Genomic DNA, 18,460 nt, shown 5'->3' with positions numbered 1-18,460 from the left:
CATAATCCGAATAAAAAGAATCGCTGGATTATATACTAATTAACCATATCACTTTAGTCACAAAAAGATGGATAGCCATTTAATACTTAATATTAATAGCACCGAAATGGCCATAATTGATTAAATTCCATCGTTAAACCCATCTGTACTTCAGTTGAAAGTGAACCTTTGCTTACCACAAATTTTGGATGTCGAATAATAATTGGGGTATTAATCGCATGATGTATTAATGATGATCGGTTTTGCTCTAGCTCATCATAAAGCTGCTTCATTTCTGCTGATGATGTATTTTCACCTAATCGCCCAAGCGTGATATGAATAATGTCTTTATGAAGCACACTCTCAATTGGGATTTGCTGATAAATTTGCCGCCTAAAAAGTGTTAATTTCTCTGAGATACCCGTTAATATCAAACTGCCATTGGATGTGAGTACAACATTATTAAATAAAATTTCGATACTTTTTATTTGATTAAAGATTTTTGCAATCTCATGACACCACGATAATAATACAGGCCGTTGTAGTTTAAACTGCTCATTTTGTTGATTAAAAATTGTTAATAATGTGGAGTGAAATTCTTGTTGCTGAGTAAATTCAATAAATGGAAATTTAAGCGCAAGCTGTTCACAATAAGCTATTAGTTTCTGACTAAAAGGAATAAAGCTTTCCTCAATTTCAGGCTGAGAAATCATTAATTGCCCAGCATTTAAGCTGACATCAATAATATTTTCATCATTAACTTGTCGTTGCCAAATTTCGCCCGTTGCCAGTTTTTTGAGTGTTGCTTGTGTTAAGAAAGAATAACTCACTCCGCCCCTCTTAAAGTCTTTAAACTCTCATTATTTATTATCGCCATTTAGCTATTAAGATAACAACAGTACCTCAGATTATCTGAATAAATAGCGCCACGATTACTTTGAACTGATCCGCTGAAGATAGAGTTTACTCCCTAACTGAGAAACTAAAAGCCGATTAGGTAAATCAAGTGATGATAAAGAAATCGCCATAGCATATCGAGCAGTGCCTGCATTACCTAATATCATTTCTGTATCAAAAATTCTCTCTAATGAGAAATCTGTATTCTGCTTAATAAAATTAATGATGACTTCTTCTTTATTCTTTTCATTTAAATCGCAACACCATAATGCTTGTGCATTCTTACCCTTAAACTGCAATTCAGATTGTGTCTCTAAAGCTTCTGATAAAGAACCTGTATCACATACAATTGGGCGAAGTAATTTACTATATCTTGATATCTCTTTTAATTCTGGAAATGAAGGAGAAGATAATAATAAACAACATGCCTCTTCACTGGCGTTGTTTGCATCAAACTGAATGGATAAAACAATATAAAGTTCATCAGTGGGGGCCTCATCATATAAAGAGGATAACCATTTTGTTAGATGCGTTTGAGGTAATGGCTCAACTTTAGCAACATTGAATGCTAAATTGGCAACTTGTTCTTGAATAACTTGAGTCCAATCAACTCCAATCGCATCTTTATTTTCTGTATTTACATGCCAAAGAATATTAATAGGAGTTGAGAGATGATGTTCTTGGTAATATTTAGATATAGGCGTTAATAATGCTTTAGTGATTTCTTCACTTTTTTCCCATAAAGGACGAAATTTAAGAAGCTCAGGTAATAATTGATTATTTTTATTTGGTGTTAATTTAGAAAGAATAATATTTTTATTTTTTTCATCAATTTCTGAGACTCTCGATGATGTCAGTAAAATAATATTTTTCTCAGACCAAATCGTCCATTGATAAAAACAATTATTTAATTCTTCACAGATAGATTGATATTTAAATAAAATAATAAAATGAACAAGTAGTCGAATAAGTACAATAAAGAACGTGGGGATAATAGAGAATAGGAGAATAAGTTTAATGTTGTCCCAAGATGGATCTAAATAACCATTTGTAGATAAAGAAACACCAATAAAAAAACCACTCGCCGCGACAATACCACTGATTAATATCCATAATAAGATATTGGGCATTTTAGGCTCTTCGGGATACTCTATTTTGGGTACATTCCAACTTATCATCTATTTTTCTCCCGCAGAGGATAGACTTGAAATTAACCGACAACCACATTCAGTGATAAATCCATCTAATGCAACTTCTCTACCCACCATCGTTATCCTTGTTTTGCTCGGTAAGATAGCATTTATACCGTGCCCTGTTTTAGGGCAATTCACTTTATCACCGACTAAAGCCACTGCTTTACCATATACAACAGAACCTGATGCCGAAATAACTTCACCACCATGTGATGTTTTATCGCCTAATCGTATAAATGCTCGCATATATTTATCCTCGATAATAATGTAATGCTAATCAAGCAACATATTTTTACTTATTTCTGCGCCTGTTTTTTTATATTCAAAGGTACCATCCCATTCCGGTAAAGGCGCAGGAGGTAAAGGAACAATTTTATCGATATCAGGGAATTTGGCGCGAGGGTTTTTACTTAATTCCTCCCTAATTAGTTGGTAGCGCCTGACACGTTCCGTATCATCTTGCTGTCCTAAATAATCCCAATTATTAGGATTATTACTTTGAAACCCTCTGAATAATTGAAAAGCACTTTGTGAATCTCCATATTTAACAGCATGTTGATAATAAGAGAGTGCTAATGAATAATTGCTATCTTGTGCTTTATATAACGTAGCTAACTGATATGAAGCCTTAGTAAAACCTTGATCTGAAGCACAAGCTAACATTGCTCGCCCTAAATCTAAACGATAAAGTTCTGTACGCCCATCTATAAATTTTTGCCCAATTGCATATTGCCCTTCAGGGTTACCCATCACGGCAGCCTTTAACATATAACTAAATGCGGCATTTTCATCTTGCTCAACACCATAGCCTTCTTGTAAATAGGTCCCCATAATGTAGTAACCAAAAGGGATCTCCATGTTGATTAAACGTTCTACTAAATCAATGACTTCTTCTTGTGGTAATTTACCTGCAATAGGCTCAGCCTTACCAATTGACACCATCAGTTGCAAGTTGCCTATAGCTTTATAGTGATCTTTTGCCGCAGCTTGGCGATAGAGTTGAGTAATACGTTTTAAATCAGGATTATCTTGTCTATCCAGTTGTACAGCTTGTTTAAACCATTTATCGGCTTCAGGATCTAATGGCGGGAAAACATCCTCTTCATGGAGACAAGTAAATTGGAAATTTTTAAGGTTCTGATGAACAGACTGGCAACCAAATAATAAAAGGCTAAATAAGAAGACAATACTAACGATGATAATTTTATTTATTATCTTCGGTGTCCCGTTTATATTTAGCCCGTTAATATTCATTATTATTGCACCTATTTTTTATATTCAAAGGTGCCATCCCATTCCGGTAAAGGGGCTGGAGGTAGAGGAACAATTTTATCGATATCAGGGAATTTGGCGCGGGGATTATTACCTATTTCATCATTAATTAAGTCATAGCACCTAACTCGTTCGAGGTCTCTTTTCACTCCTAGATAATCAGAACTACTAGTAGTTTCTGTTTTAAATGCTTCAGATAATTGAAAAGCAGCTAATGAATAGCCTTGTTTCACTGCTTCCTGAAAATAAAATAATGCTTGTGAATAATTTTCATCAACAATCCAATAATTCATTCCTAATCGATGAGATGCCTGACTAAAACCCTGTTTAGAAGCACAAGTAAGCATCATTCGTCCTAAATCTAAACGATAAAGCTCAGGTACTTGCCCATTCATAAATTTTTGCCCAATCACATATTGTCCTTCAGGATTACCCATCACGGCAGCTTTTAACATATAACTAAATGCCGCATTTTCATCTTGTTCGACCCCATATCCCTCTTGTAAATAGGTCCCCATAATGTAGTAACCAAAAGGAATTTCCATGTTGATTAAACGTTCTACTAAATCAATGACTTCCTCTTGTGGTAATTTACCTGCAACCGGCTCAGCCTTACCAATTGACACCATCAGTTGCAAGTTGCCTATAGCTTTATAGTGATCTTTTGCCGCAGCTTGGCGATAGAGTTGAGTAATACGTTTTAAATCAGGATTATCTTGTCTATCCAGTTGTACAGCTTGTTTAAACCATTTATCGGCTTCAGGATCTAATGGCGGGAAAACATCCTCTTCATGGAGGCAAGTAAATTGGAAATTTTTAAGGTTATGATGAACAGACTGGCAACCAAATAATAAAAAACCAAATAAAAACACAATGCTAGAGATGATAATTTTATTTATTCTCTTCTGCGTCCTGTTTATATTTAGCCCATTACTCTTCATGATTATTGCACCTGTTTTTTATATTCAAAGGTGCCATCCCATTCCGGTAAAGGTGCAGGAGGTAAGGGAACAATTTTATCGATATCAGGGAATTTGGCGCGGGGGTTTTTACTTAACTCATTTTCAATCATTGAATATCTTTTTACCCTTTCCAAATCAATTTTTTGCCCTAAGTAATCTAATCTATTATTAGGATCGTCTGTACTAAAAATTTTTGCTAATGTAAAAGCGCCTAGTTCATGCCCATATTCTGCTGATTTTTGAAAATAATATAAGGCCTTATCAAAATCACTATTTGAATAATGTAACCCTAACTCATAGGCTGCTTCACTAAAACCCTGCTTAGATGCACAATCTAGCATTGCTCGTCCTAGATCTAAACGATAAAGCTCAGGTACTTGGGCATCCATAAATTTATCCCCAATCGCATATTGCCCTTCAGGGTTACCCATCACGGCAGCTTTTAACATATAGCTAAATGCAGCAATTTCATCTTGCTCAACCCCATATCCCTCTTGTAAATAGGTCCCCATAATGTAGTAACCAAAAGGGATCTCCATGTTGATTAAACGTTCTACTAAATCAATCACTTCCTCTTGTGGTAATTTACCTGCAACCGGCTCTGCATCACCTTCGGAAATCATTACCTGTAAATTACCAATCGCTATATAGTGATCTTTTTCCACGGCTTGACGATAGAGTTGAGCAATACGTTTTAAATCGGGATTATCTTGTCGGCTTAGTTGCACGGCTTGTTTAAACCATTTATCAGCTTCAGGATCTAATGGCGGGAAAACATCTGCCTCATGGAGACAAGTAAATTGGAAATTTTTTAGGTTATCATGCATTTTATTTTTTGCTCCACAGCCAGAAATAGATAATAAACTTAGAGTAAGTATTAAAATAAAAATAAATTGATAATTATTTATTACTCTTTTTTTGACCATGATGTATTCTCATCTAAAAATTGTATTAAAGGTTTAAATGGTTTTATTTTTCTTTCATCTTTCTTACTTACTTTATTCTTTCTAATTATATATTTCCAATTCTTAAATTCTTTTTCAAAATCATCAAAAATATCTTCGGTATGAAGTTTCCATAAAAACTCTCGCATTGATTTAATAAATCCGACTGAATCGGTATCTTGTAAATTAATATTTAATTCACTATCAAATCGCATACTGCGATAATTAATATTACTTGAGCCTATTGTCATAAAAACATCATCTACCATTAAAACTTTGCTATGAACATAGGTCGGTTGCCAAAGAGATTTTTGTGTTATATCTGGATTTGGTGAAACCAATGTACAAATTACTGTTTCTAACCCTTCTATTTTTTTTTCTTTTACTTCAACTTCCTTAGAAAGACCTTTACTTTTTCTATGGAAATTAGGCGTTAAATTTGGTCGTCCTAACTCATCTAGCATTTGGTAAGTGTTAAAACTTCCCACTTTCATTTCTTTAAGGGCTGTTGTATTGGTAACCACAAATAAATAAAGAGTATCTTTACAGCCAGCCTTTCGCCTTTTTTCAACCGCTTTTTTTAGTTTCTTAGCCAAAGGGGGATAACGAAAATATTGGTTTTCCATATAAATATAATTTCGCGCTAAAGCTACAGCGTTATTATAAACTTCTTCAACTTCAAATTTTTTTTGCTGTGGTTGTGTACGACAAATTTGTCCCATAGTTGGTTGTAATGGAAACTGACTGTCTAATTCTAATTTTTTATTCAGTGCTTCCATTCGTGCCAAATTCAATTTATGGTCTTCTGCAGTAATAGATAAACCTTGGCTTAATTCATAATCAGTACTAACATCTTTTGCCCATGCTTCCTCAAAACTATGATAAAGATCTGCAAGTACACCGCCACAAACACACGATGAAATATCTTGCCACGGTCTATCCCCATCTCGCCCTATGTAAGTTTCTTTATGCACACCATCATGTGCATCATTATCCCAATAGCCTGAGACCATATTGTGTCCCATAATAAAGCCAACAGCATCTTTTGGTTCTTCATAGTCAATGATCACGAACTTTTGGTGATGCGTAGGGAAATTAGAAAGTAAAAACTCATGTATTCCTGATGTTTTAAACGAGTTTTCTTTTAATTGGGCTTGGGCTGATGCTCTATCGTCTCCCCAATTAAAAGCTCGACATGCAACAAATAGTTTTTTCTGACCTGTTTTTTTATCTAAACCTATATTTTGGTGTTTGACGTCAAAATGCCACTTTTTATCATATTCATAATCTTTTTTTGTTTCATAAGAAACTCGTTTTCCTTGTGCGCCATAACCATCAACATACTCACCAAAAATATTTTTATCCGTGCGAGTTGTACTGTATGCGTCCCAACCAGGAAATTGAGGATCAAATCGGTTTCCTAGCTCACTAAACCAGACTAAAAGTCGCACAGTTACCCCACGTTCGGCTGCATCTTTCAGTAGTTCTCCAATTCGTTCAGAACCCTTTTCTGTTCCTACTCGGGTAAAATACATTGAGGCTTGAAATCCCCATATAGCAATATTAATACTTTTATTGGCTCCCTTAATCGCATTGGCTAATGCTTTAAATGTTCTTTCACCATTAATAAGAGGCGCAAATCCTGCAGCCATAGGGGAATATCCGTCGCGAATAAACCATTCATTTGTAATAACAGAGCAAGCACCTTGAGAAGGCACCAAATTAAAAATTTGTGGAGTTTTTAGTAGGGTTGTCTCTGTTGTCATATCATCACCTTAATTATTTTTTACTCTTCCCTGATCGGAGTTCATTGAGTAATTGATGAAATATATTTTGATGTGTGCTGCCCGCATATTGCTTATTTAGCATTTGTGAAGATGGTGCTAGGGTTCTAAACCCTTGTTTTGCAATTTCATCTTGCTCACGCTCTTCCCCATCATTAACGATATTGATGTCAAAACATTCGCCATCAATTAATTCAATACGGTATTTTTCAGTGGTAATTTCATGTTCAATAAAAATATTACCGTTTTTATCCGTTAGCCCTTTGGTTAATAACGCACCATTGGCATAGAGCGTATAAGGCTCGAATGCACGGACTTGAGTTGGGCTTAATGGTGAAGAACTTAATTGGAAACGAAGGGATTGTTTGGGTATCGATTGAGGAAAATGAGGGTGATTAATATCCATACGGTCGGGGCCATCAACAATCCAATTACTCGCTTTAACGGTTTGATTACCCGGGCTACCGTATTCAATTTGCCCACCTTTTAAACGAATAAATGCACCACCGCAGGTCAATAATAACTCTTCTTTTGCCGCAATAATGGTTTTGCCTGCGTGACTTGTCACAGTCATATCTTTTAAGGAAGATAAATGCATCTCATCCCCTTGCGCTTGTAACTCGACTTTCCCTTGTGCCGCAAAAGCCTTAATGCCCATTCGTTGGGCAAATAAGCTAATCACCTCACCTGCTGCTAAAGTAATTTTTTTACCAACAGAAATATCTGTCTGCCTTTGTGCTGATATCGTAATATTTTCATTACTGCTTAATTGCACCGTTTTGGGTGATGTAAGTGCAATACCCATAGGTGAGCTTAATACCATCGCCGCTTGCTTCATTTCATCAATCGACTGGCTTAATAATTTTTGCTGTGCCGCAAGATCGGCTAATTCCGCTTTAGCAATTTCAGCAGCTTCTTTTAAGGACGAAACTAACCGTAACGCATCTTCTAGTTGCTGCTGTGCTTCACGAATATCAAGTTGCTCTGACGAAGCTTTAGCTCGCAAATCTGTACTAATAAATAATCCTTTTCCTGCACGGATTGCGCCCCAACTATCTGTACGTAGCTCAAAACCATCACCTCGTTTTTCACGCCCTTTATTAACAAGATGTCCTAAATTAAGTTGTGTTTTGCCACCATATTCAGTGCTTAATTTAATGTGTTCTTCACCCCGTTTATCTTCCATTCGCAATTTATTATTTGTTGGCGTGCGAATAATATTTCGAGTGTTATTTTTATCAGTAATATGATCAGGATGACGAGAGTCGTGTAATGCATGGGCAATATAAGGACGATCGGGATCACCTTCATGGAAAGCAATGGCAACTTCAGTGCCTTGAATTAAAGGGAAATGTATTCCATAGGTATCACCAGCATAAGGTTTCGCCAAACGAACGGGCATACTTTCATAGCCTGTTTTCTTTTCATGATTATCACAGTCAGCATCGAAGCAAACCCAATAATATCCATCCTCGTTTTGATGGGCATAAATATCATTGTCTTTCACACTTGATACCCGAGCCATCATAGTGCCCGCGATCACAGGACGAGGTTTGAGTTTGGGACGCCAACACAAGGTTTCACTGTAAGGTACTGCATCAAAAGAGACTTGTAAGGCTTTATCACGCCCACCAGCAAAATGCAGTTGAGTTAATAAAATAGATGATTGAAATATCAGAGGAAGTGTTGAAGGTTGTTGATTGTCTTTAATATTTAACACCAGTAATGGTGATAAATCTGATGCACTACTTTTACCTTTTAATTGTGTCTGTTGCGATAAAAAACGTTCATGATCTAAACGCGCCCAAAAGTTGGCAGTTTCAGCTTCAGGAATAAATTTATCCCCTCGCGTTAAATGACGCGCACGATAATAATAGACATCACCATAGTTACTTCCATCAGCTTCGCCTCTTGTCATATCACTAACAGCAGAAAGTAACGTATCTTGTGATAAACGAGGGTTGTAGTCTTTGGTTATTACGCTGTGTTCAACCACTTGATGGCGTAAAGATAATCCCCAAACACTTTCAACACCACTATCACTCATCCCTGAGGGGCTATTAAGAGGAAGTTGTTTTTCAAATTGATATTGGCTTTGTTTATCCCCAAAGTGAATCACTTCCGTTTGCGTTTCTTCATGAAGTTGAAAAGTATAAAAAACACCAATCTCACTTAATAATCGCTCAATAAATTGTAAGTCGCTTTCGTTAATTTGATTTATTTGCTCACGCTTAGGATATTCATGCTTAAGAGTAAATTCATATTCCCAGTTTTCAAAACCATGTTCTTCAAGAATTTTTTTAATAACGTCTGGTATTGAAAGGTTAATAAAAAAGCGATGTGTTCTAATTTGATGGCGTAATAAAGAAAACCGAGGCTGAATAATTAACTGATATCGTGCTTCGTCTTTAGAGCCTGATAAACGCTGAAAGTCTGTTATTACACCATGAATACGTTTGGTAAAAGGTAATTGAGTTAGTGAGCTAATGTCTGTGTTAAGGGGAGATAAAAAAGTAAGCGTTGTATTTTTGCGTAATAAATTTAAAGGCTGTAAATCATGTTCTTGGCAAGTAAAAGTAACATGATAAGAATAAATTTCACTAATTGCTTCATTGCCAGAAAAATACTCCACATCCATAGAAATATTATTGCCGTCTATGGCTAGCTGGTAACGATTATGTGATAAATTTACTTTTGCTATATCTATTAGGCTCATAAATATTCCCTTTATAAAGCTCAATAATAAAAGTCTTTCTTATATCCCGCCAAGTTAGTTTAATTAAATTTAATATTAGTATTTAAATTAATCAATATCATTTTTCTTAAAAATGAATGCTCTTATCGTTACCACTCAAAGATGAGATTAATATCAATTTAACAATATCAACTTGTTATATTAAAAACAGAATAAATAACATTGAAAAATAATCATTAAATTAGTGACAAATGGCAATATCATCTTATTAATTACACTTAAAATAAGTAAATTTATTTTAAGTAATTATTCTTAGTGAGAAAGCGATGCCGTATATGTGTTTTTATTTAGCAGATCAAATAAAGATAGCTAAAACAAAAAATATTTAATTTTAGTTATTATTTAGCCAATAAAAGCGCAAAATAAAATAACCAATTAACCCACATTAGAAGTATCTTATTTTTTATATAAAAATCCCATTTCAGATAGTCTGTACATAAAAGAATCAAAGGTTATGACTCTTCGGTAATTTCACCTCATCTTGTTATTTTTTATACAATTATTTATCCATATTGTTACTATGGATTTATTTTTTTTACTCGTTATAATTTCCTCGTCATTTTAAGTAGTAGTTCATCACATTGAGTTCACAAAACGATACTCAGGTCTGTCTTGAATGATTGAAAAATGAAATCGTATCTTTACTGGACGTTTTTTAAACGCCCGGGACGGATGTTATTTATCAATTTATCAAGGAGACACTGATGCAAATCAGTCGTAGGTCTTTCTTTAAGATCTGTGCTGGCGGTATGGCAGGCACATCTGCTGCATTACTCGGCTTGGCACCTGAAGTATCTATTGCGAATGCTCGCCAATATAAATTATTACGTTCAGTCGAGACTCGTAATAACTGCACTTATTGCTCTGTAGGTTGCGGTATTTTGATGTATAGCCTTGGGGATGGTGCAAAGAATGTCGATAAAAGTATTTATCACATTGAAGGCGATCCTGACCATCCTGTTAGCCGTGGCTCTTTATGTCCGAAAGGTGCTGGGCTTGTCGATTATATCCATAGTGAAAATCGCCTGAAATATCCTGAATATCGTAGACCTGGCTCTGATAAGTGGGAGCGCATTTCATGGAATGAAGCGATTGATAAAATCGCCCGTCTGATGAAAAAAGACCGTGATGAAAACTTTGTTACTCATAATGAAAAAGGGCAGGAAGTTAACCGCTGGCTTACCACTGGTATGCTTTGCTCTTCTGCTGCCAGTAATGAAACCGGAATTTTAGATAATAAATTTTCTCGTTCATTAGGCATGATTGCTATCGATTGTCAGGCAAGACTTTGCCATGCGCCAACCGTTGCAGCATTAGCACCCACTTTTGGTCGTGGAGCAATGACCAATAACTGGGTTGATATTAAAAACGCTAACGTTGTGCTGATCATGGGCGGTAACCCTGCTGAAGCACACCCTGTCGGTTTTAAATGGGTTATCGAAGCTAAAATTAAGAACAATGCGAAGGTTATCGTTGTCGATCCCCGTTTTAACCGTAGTGCTGCCGTTGCCGACCTTTACTCTCCTATTCGTGCCGGCTCTGATACTGCATTCTTATTAGGTGTTATTCATTACCTTATTGAACACAATAAAATTCAGCACGAATATGTGAAAGCCTATACCAATGCTTCTTTAATTGTACGTGAAGATTTTAGCTTTGATGAAGGTCTTTTCAGTGGGTTTGATAAAGAAAATCAAAACTATGATAAAACCTCATGGCACTATGAACTTGATGAGAATGGTTTAGCATTAAGAGATAATTCACTGCAACATCCTCGTTGTGTGTGGAATCTTTTAAAACAGCACGTTTCACGTTATACCCCTGAAATTGTTACCACTCTTTGTGGCACACCTTTAGAAGATTTCACCTATATCTGTGAAGCTCTTGCTTCTACCAGTGTAAAAGACAGAACCTCGACTATTTTGTATGCCTTAGGTTGGACACACCATACTGGTGGTGCTCAAACTATCCGTGCAGCAGGTATGATCCAGCTATTATTAGGCAACGTGGGTATGCCGGGTGGCGGTGTAAATGCATTACGTGGACACTCTAATATTCAAGGCTATAGCGATTTGGGTTTATTATCATTAAACCTACCGGGCTATATGCCTCTGCCTAATGAAAAACAGACGTCGTTAGAGACTTATTTATCTCAAGTTACACCAAAAACCGTGGTTGCAGACCAAGTTAACTACTGGAAAAGAACCCCTGATTTCTTTATTAGCTTGCTAAAAAGCTTCTGGGGTGAACACGCAACAGCACAAAACGAGTGGGGTTATCACTGGTTACCAAAATGGGATAAAAGCTATGACATCATGGCACAAACCCAATTAATGATTGATGGCAAAATGAATGGTTATATCGTTCAAGGTTTTAACCCATTAGCCGCTTTTGCCGATAAAAATAAATGTAGTGCCGCATTAGCCAAGCTGAAATATATGGTTGTCATTGATCCACTCGTGACTGAATCTTCTAATTTTTGGCAAAATCACGGCGAAATGAATGAAGTCTCATCAAAAGATATTCAAACTGAAATTTTCCGTTTACCTTCTTCATGTTTTGCTGAAGAAAATGGCTCGATTGCAAACTCAGGCCGCTGGCTACAATGGCACTGGGCTGGTGCTAAACCACCTGCACAAGCATGGCATGATGGTAAAATTTTAGGGCATTTATTAATGCGTCTGCGTGAACTTTATCGTGAAGAAGGCGGTGTTTGCCCTGAGCCTATCATGAATCTCTCTTGGAACTACGTTGACCCTTACGATCCACAGCCAGAAGAAGTGGCGAAAGAAGCAAATGGTCAAGCTCTGCAAGATATCTATAATGAAACAGGCAAATTGTTGTTTAAAAAAGGACAACAACTTGATGGTTTCCATCAACTAAAATCAGACGGCTCAACGGCAAGTTTCTGTTGGGTTTATTCCGGTTGCTGGACCGAAAAAGGCAACCAAATGGCGAACCGCGATAATGCTGATCCATCCGGACTAGGTTGTACCCCGGGTTGGGCTTTTGCATGGCCACAAAACCGTCGAGTGTTATATAACCGCGCATCGGTTGATCCACAAGGTCAGCCTTGGGATGAAAAACGTCAGCTTATCAAATGGAATGGTAATCAATGGGTTGGCCCAGATGTACCAGATTATAGTAATGCCGCGCCTAATAGTGGTGTAGGTCCCTTTATTATGCAACCCGAAGGTATGGGACGCTTGTTTGCTGTCGATAAAATGGCTGATGGTCCATTCCCTGAATTCTACGAACCGTTTGAATCGCCAACAGAAGATAATATTCTGCACCCGAAAGTCTCTCGTAACCCTGTTGCACGCTTATACAGCTACGATGCTGAACATTTAGGTAAAGCAGATGAATTCCCTTATGTGGCAACAACCTACTCAATTACTGAGTTGTTCCGTCACTGGACAAAACACTCATTAATTAATGCCATTGCACAACCGGATCAATTTATTGAAATTGGTGAACAACTTGCTTCACGTAAAGGCATTGTTCAAGGTGATGAAGTTAAAGTCAGCGCTAAGCGTGGCTATATCAAAGCCAAAGCCGTGGTGACTAAGCGTATTAGACCTCTAACGATAAATGGCAAAGTTGTTGATACTATCGGTATTCCTTGTCACTGGGGCTTTGAAGGAGCAACACGTAAAGGTTTCCTTGCCAATACATTAACGCCATCTGTGGGTGATGCAAACTCATTCACACCTGAATATAAGGCGTTCTTAGTCAATATCGAAAAGGCATAAGGGGAAACTGATGTCATTGCAATCTCAAGATATTATTCGTCGTTCTGCTACTAATTCCCTCACGCCAGCACCACAGGTACGTGATTTTAAAGAAGAAGTGGCAAAACTGATTGATGTTACTACCTGTATTGGCTGTAAAGCCTGTCAGGTTGCCTGTTCAGAATGGAACGATATTCGCGATAAAGTGGGTCTTAACGTCGGTGTTTATGATAACCCGATGGATTTAACCGCTAAATCATGGACCGTGATGCGATTTTCTGAAGTTGAAGAAAACGGCAAATTAGAGTGGCTAATTCGTAAAGATGGCTGTATGCACTGCGCTGATCCGGGTTGTTTAAAAGCCTGCCCAGCAGAAGGTGCCATCATTCAATACGCTAACGGTATTGTTGATTTCCAATCAGAGCATTGTATTGGTTGTGGCTACTGTATTGCGGGTTGTCCTTTCGATGTTCCTCGTATTAATGAAGAAGATAACCGCGCTTATAAATGCACATTGTGTGTTGATCGTGTTGAAGTCGGTCAAGAGCCCGCTTGCGTAAAAACTTGCCCTACAGGGGCCATTCACTTTGGCTCTAAAGAAGCAATGACGCATCTTGCCAATGAGCGCGTTGCTGAACTTAATACGCGTGGTTATGACAAAGCCGGTTTATACGATCCGCAAGGGGTTGGTGGAACTCATGTTATGTATGTACTTCATCATGCAGATAGACCTAATTTGTATCATGGCTTACCAGAAAACCCAGAAATTAGCTCAACGGTGAAATTCTGGAAAGGTATTTGGAAACCATTAGCGGCAGTTGGTTTTGCTGCCACCTTTGCGGGTGCAATGTTCCACTACTTAGGTATTGGTCCAAACCACACCACAGAAGAAGATGAAGAAGAGGCACAAAAAGAGATGGAAGCATCACAAAATTCAGTGAATAAAGAGGAGCAGAAATAATGAAGAAGAAAAGTGATAAAATCCTTCGTCATACTGCCTCAGAGCGTATTAATCACTGGGTTGTAGCGATTTTCTTTATCTTTACTACTTTTAGCGGATTGGGCTTTTTCTTCCCATCTCTAAACTGGTTTATGAATATTTTAGGTACACCACAGCTTTCGCGCTTACTGCATCCTTTTACAGGTGTCGCGATGGTATTCTTCTTTATCTTTATGTTTTTTCGATATCTAAAACATAACTTTGTTGATAAAGACGACTTAGTGTGGGCAAAAAATATCCACAAAGTGCTACAAAACGAAGAAGCTGGTGATATTGGGCATTATAACTTGGGCCAAAAAGGGATTTATTGGACATTAAGTCTTAGCCTTATCGTACTTACCATCAGTGGTGTGATTATTTGGCGTCCTTATTTTGCGGATTATTTCTCGATCCCAGTTATTCGCATTGCCTTACTGGCTCATTCACTGTCCGCTATCTTACTGATCATAACAGTGATTGTTCATGCTTATGCTGCGTTTTGGGTAAAAGGATCTATTCGTAGCATGATTGAAGGTTGGGTAACTCGGGGTTGGGCGAAAAAGCATCATCCACGTTGGTATCGTGAGATCTTAGAAGAAGAGAAAAAAGAAGCAGAAAGCAAATTAAACCAAAAATAATCAACTGCTTTTGTTTTTATAAAATAGATGTGAGAAAAAAATGGAGACTTAATCGTCTCCATTTCTATTTTGAATAAACACTCAACTTAATGTGCTGCTGTTTTTGCTTGCTCCACTAAATTAATTAAGCGGCTTCTCATTGTATGATAGTGCTGAGAAACTTGGCTTTCTGCCCATTTTTGATCGGCAATTTTAATCACTTTAGCTGCACAATATTTTGTTTCGGGTGTTTTTGATACAGGATCAAGATTATCTTGAGTCAACTCATTACATGCCCCAATCCACCATTGATAGGTCATATAAATTGCTTGCTTATTGATTGTCTCATTCACATTACAACGAGACATAACCTTACCTCGACGAGATTCAACCCAAACAATCTCTTGATCACGAATACCCGCTTCTTTGGCAACATCAGGGTGAACTTGAACATAACCGGGTTCATCTGCAAGTGAAGCCAATGCTTTACAGTTACCTGTCATTGAGCGACAGGAGTAATGCCCAACTTCACGCACTGTAGATAAAATCATTGGATAATCAGTATCGGGTAACTCTGCTGGGGCTCGCCATGGTGTTGCAAACAATTGACCTTTACCTGATGGAGTGGTGAATTGATTACCTGAATATAAATAAGGTGTCCCCATATCTTCAATATCAGTACAAGGCCATTGAATATGTGCTAAACCCGCTAATTTTTCATAAGTGACACCAAAAAATAGCGGACATAAGGCTCGGACTTCATTCCAGATCTCTTCATTATTTTCATAAGACATTGGATAGCCCATTTCAGTGGCGAGTAAGCTAATGATTTCCCAATCTCGTTTTACATTGCCATGTGGCTCAATGGCTTTTTCAAAGCGCTGAAAACCTCTATCCGCACAGGTAAAGATACCTGCATGTTCACCCCAACTGGTTGACGGTAAAATCACATCAGCTTGCTCAGCGGTTTTAGTCATAAAGATATCTTGAACCACGACAAAATCGAGAGCTTCAAAGCCTTTTCTTACTAGGCCTAAATCGGCTTCGGTTTGAAGCGGATCTTCACCCATGATGTAGTAAGCTTTCACTTTACCTTCAATGGCTAAATGCGGTACTTCGGTAATACGATATCCCACTTCAGGATCAAGTTGTTCAACAGGGATATTCCAGGCTTTGGCAAATTTTTCACGCGTATTTTCGTCAGTGACGTATTGATATCCTGGGAACATGTTAGGTAAAACACCCATATCACAGGCACCCTGAACATTATTTTGCCCACGAACCGGTGCAACACCAACATGCGGTTTACCTAAATTACCCGTTAATAATGCAAGACCTGATAAGCCTTTAACCACATCAACTGCTTGGCCAAATTGTGTAACGCCCATTCCCCACATAATGGTGGCTGTTTTAGCACCTGCATAAGTACGCATTGCCTTACGAATTTCAATTGCAGGGATACCGACAATATCTTGCACTGCTTCTGGGCTATAGTCGGCGAGTTGTTTTTTATATTCTTCAAAACCTTCGGTATAGCGATTGACGTAATTCTTATCATAAAGATCTTCATCAATTAGCGTATATGCGAATGCATTCACTAACGCCATATTTGTACCATTTTTTAATGGTAAATATTGGTTAGCAATTTTGGCAGTTTCTATTTTTCGAGGATCACAAACAATGATTTTAGCACCCTTTTGTTTTGCTTTAACTACACGGCGCGCCACAATAGGATGAGAGTCTGCACAGTTATAACCAAAGACTAATAAGCAATCTGAATCTTCAATATCAGCAATAGAGTTGCTCATGGCACCATTGCCTAATGTTTCTTGTAAACCAGCAACAGAAGGCCCATGACACACACGAGCACAACAATCGACATTATTATTACCTAATACTGCACGAACAAATTTCTGCATCACAAAGTTGGTTTCATTCCCTGTACCACGAGAAGATCCTGTACACATGATGGATTTCGCACCGTATTTTTCTTTTATTTCCAGTAATTTTTTTGCCGTATATTGAATCGCTTCATTCCAACTCACAATTTCAAAATCAGCCCCTTTTTGTCGGCGGATCATGGGTTCATGTATTCTGGCTGTCAGAAGTTTATTGTCATTAAGAAAATCCCAACCATAGAGTCCTTTTAAGCAAAGTTCTCCTTGATTGGTGACACCATTGGCACCTTCAGCTTTGATTATGCGACCATTTTCGACACAGAGATTGATTTTGCAGCCAGCGCCACAATAAGGACAGACGGAGTTGATTTTGTTCATTTGATATCCTTTCCCCTAACTAGGGAGTAAAAGAGTCATAAAGAACTTTTACCTAAGCAGGAATTATGCCAAGTAATTTATGGTTTACAATCAATGAGATAGATTATTTCATTATTATCTATAAATCATGTTCGTCATTTTTGACGATTTAAAAAAATTTGAATGCTTAAAGAGTATTAAGTATTACTTATTTATTTAAAAAAGAAAAAACCAACATGAACGAAATATGATAATTAAAAAAGCATTAAATACCGAAGATTTTTATAAAATAAAAATTCTATTTATTGAAATCTTCCTTTCAATAACATCAACATTCTTATTTATAAGGAAAATGATGTTAAAGTAATAAACCCCAACATCTGTTCAATCTATTAAAATAATTATTTTATTACTTTCAACATTATTAATTAATATAAAAACACTCTTTTTTGGAGTATAAAGAACCAATTCCTAAACAAGCTCATTTTTAGAGTATCATTATTCGTCAAAAAGGTAAAAACTTGTCATTAATTAATGTTAAAAACATATTAACAAACATAAGATATTTTAATGTATTAATTGTGATTATAATAATTAATATATATAATTATAAAAAATCCCTCTATTAAAAATTAATCTTTCTCTCTTTAAGTATACAATAAAAGACCCTCTTAAAAAGAGGTGTTTATTTTAAAGTCTCATTATTAGTTAATGACTAAAAAAACAAAAATAACAAATTCATTAAAAAACAATATACTAAATAAAAAATAATAACTACAGTGATTATATTGTAAATTTTTAAATAATACAAATTATAGTTTTTTATAAAAACACTAATAATTATTATTAATTAACCCCAATAATAAAAATGATTATTAAATTTTATAATTAGTTTTATTTGAGAATTTTCCTATCATAAATATTGAAGTGTAATATGTACTAATTTCAATTTATATATATATTATTAAGCTATTGCTGAACAACCCATATAAGCCTTACAACTAAAAATAAAAGATTTATTAAACCAATCTATTTTTTTATGTTTTATTTAACACCTATAAAACATAAATAAGTAATCAAATTTAGATTATT

12 protein-coding genes are annotated in these 18,460 nt (G+C 36.4%); 3 read left to right on the top strand and 9 right to left on the bottom strand.

Annotated elements, in window-relative coordinates; all coding sequences use genetic code 11:
- Nucleotides 1–92: 92 nt before the first annotated feature.
- The 8 genes from DK866_RS17745 to DK866_RS17710 form a co-directional block, all read right to left on the bottom strand.
- Nucleotides 93–809 (bottom strand): hypothetical protein, encoded by a 717-nt coding sequence (locus DK866_RS17745; RefSeq protein WP_109409981.1) that lies wholly within the window; start codon nucleotides 807–809, stop codon nucleotides 93–95.
- A 102-nt stretch (nucleotides 810–911) separates the two neighbouring features.
- Nucleotides 912–2,054, bottom strand: a complete 1,143-nt coding sequence (locus tag DK866_RS17740) for a hypothetical protein (RefSeq protein ID WP_109409980.1) — start codon at nucleotides 2,052–2,054, stop codon at nucleotides 912–914.
- Nucleotides 2,055–2,315: a PAAR domain-containing protein gene (locus DK866_RS17735; protein ID WP_109409979.1), complete on the bottom strand. Its 261-nt coding sequence runs from the start codon at nucleotides 2,313–2,315 to the stop codon at nucleotides 2,055–2,057.
- A 27-nt stretch (nucleotides 2,316–2,342) separates the two neighbouring features.
- Nucleotides 2,343–3,323: an SEL1-like repeat protein gene (locus DK866_RS17730; protein WP_244179725.1), complete on the bottom strand. Its 981-nt coding sequence runs from the start codon at nucleotides 3,321–3,323 to the stop codon at nucleotides 2,343–2,345.
- 11 nt (nucleotides 3,324–3,334) lie between these two features.
- Entirely contained in the window at nucleotides 3,335–4,282 is a 948-nt protein-coding gene (locus DK866_RS17725) for an SEL1-like repeat protein (protein ID WP_208624195.1), read from the bottom strand.
- Between the two features lie 2 nt (nucleotides 4,283–4,284).
- Nucleotides 4,285–5,130, bottom strand: coding sequence for an SEL1-like repeat protein (locus DK866_RS17720; protein WP_244179724.1), 846 nt, complete (start codon nucleotides 5,128–5,130; stop codon nucleotides 4,285–4,287).
- 80 nt (nucleotides 5,131–5,210) lie between these two features.
- Nucleotides 5,211–7,013, bottom strand: a complete 1,803-nt coding sequence (locus tag DK866_RS17715) for a phospholipase D-like domain-containing protein (protein WP_109409977.1) — start codon at nucleotides 7,011–7,013, stop codon at nucleotides 5,211–5,213.
- Between the two features lie 13 nt (nucleotides 7,014–7,026).
- A complete protein-coding gene (locus DK866_RS17710; RefSeq protein ID WP_109409976.1) occupies nucleotides 7,027–9,747 on the bottom strand; it encodes a DUF2345 domain-containing protein in 2,721 nt (906 codons plus the stop codon).
- A 743-nt stretch (nucleotides 9,748–10,490) separates the two neighbouring features.
- Between DK866_RS17710 and fdnG the strand changes: the two genes are divergently transcribed.
- The 3 genes from fdnG to fdoI are packed head-to-tail and all read left to right on the top strand — an operon-like array spanning nucleotide 10,491 to nucleotide 15,134.
- A complete protein-coding gene (fdnG, locus tag DK866_RS17705) occupies nucleotides 10,491–13,538 on the top strand; it encodes a formate dehydrogenase-N subunit alpha (protein ID WP_109409975.1) in 3,048 nt (1,015 codons plus the stop codon).
- Nucleotides 13,539–13,548: 10 nt separating this feature from the next.
- Nucleotides 13,549–14,478, top strand: a complete 930-nt coding sequence (gene fdxH, locus DK866_RS17700) for a formate dehydrogenase subunit beta (RefSeq protein ID WP_109409974.1) — start codon at nucleotides 13,549–13,551, stop codon at nucleotides 14,476–14,478.
- A complete protein-coding gene (gene fdoI / locus DK866_RS17695) occupies nucleotides 14,475–15,134 on the top strand; it encodes a formate dehydrogenase cytochrome b556 subunit (RefSeq protein WP_109395241.1) in 660 nt (219 codons plus the stop codon). The genes fdxH and fdoI overlap by 4 nt, the downstream gene beginning before the upstream one ends.
- Nucleotides 15,135–15,220: 86 nt before the next feature.
- Here fdoI and fdhF read toward each other — a convergent pair whose 3' ends face one another.
- Complete coding sequence (gene fdhF / locus DK866_RS17690; protein WP_109409973.1) at nucleotides 15,221–17,389, bottom strand: formate dehydrogenase subunit alpha; 2,169 nt, start codon at nucleotides 17,387–17,389, stop codon at nucleotides 15,221–15,223.
- Nucleotides 17,390–18,460: the final 1,071 nt, after the last annotated feature.

It is taken from the genome of Proteus genomosp. 4 str. ATCC 51469 (genome assembly GCF_003144375.1).
GTDB lineage: Bacteria > Pseudomonadota > Gammaproteobacteria > Enterobacterales > Enterobacteriaceae > Proteus.
Note: the sequence above shows the minus strand (reverse complement) of the source record. Positions and strands in the feature narration are given on the sequence as shown.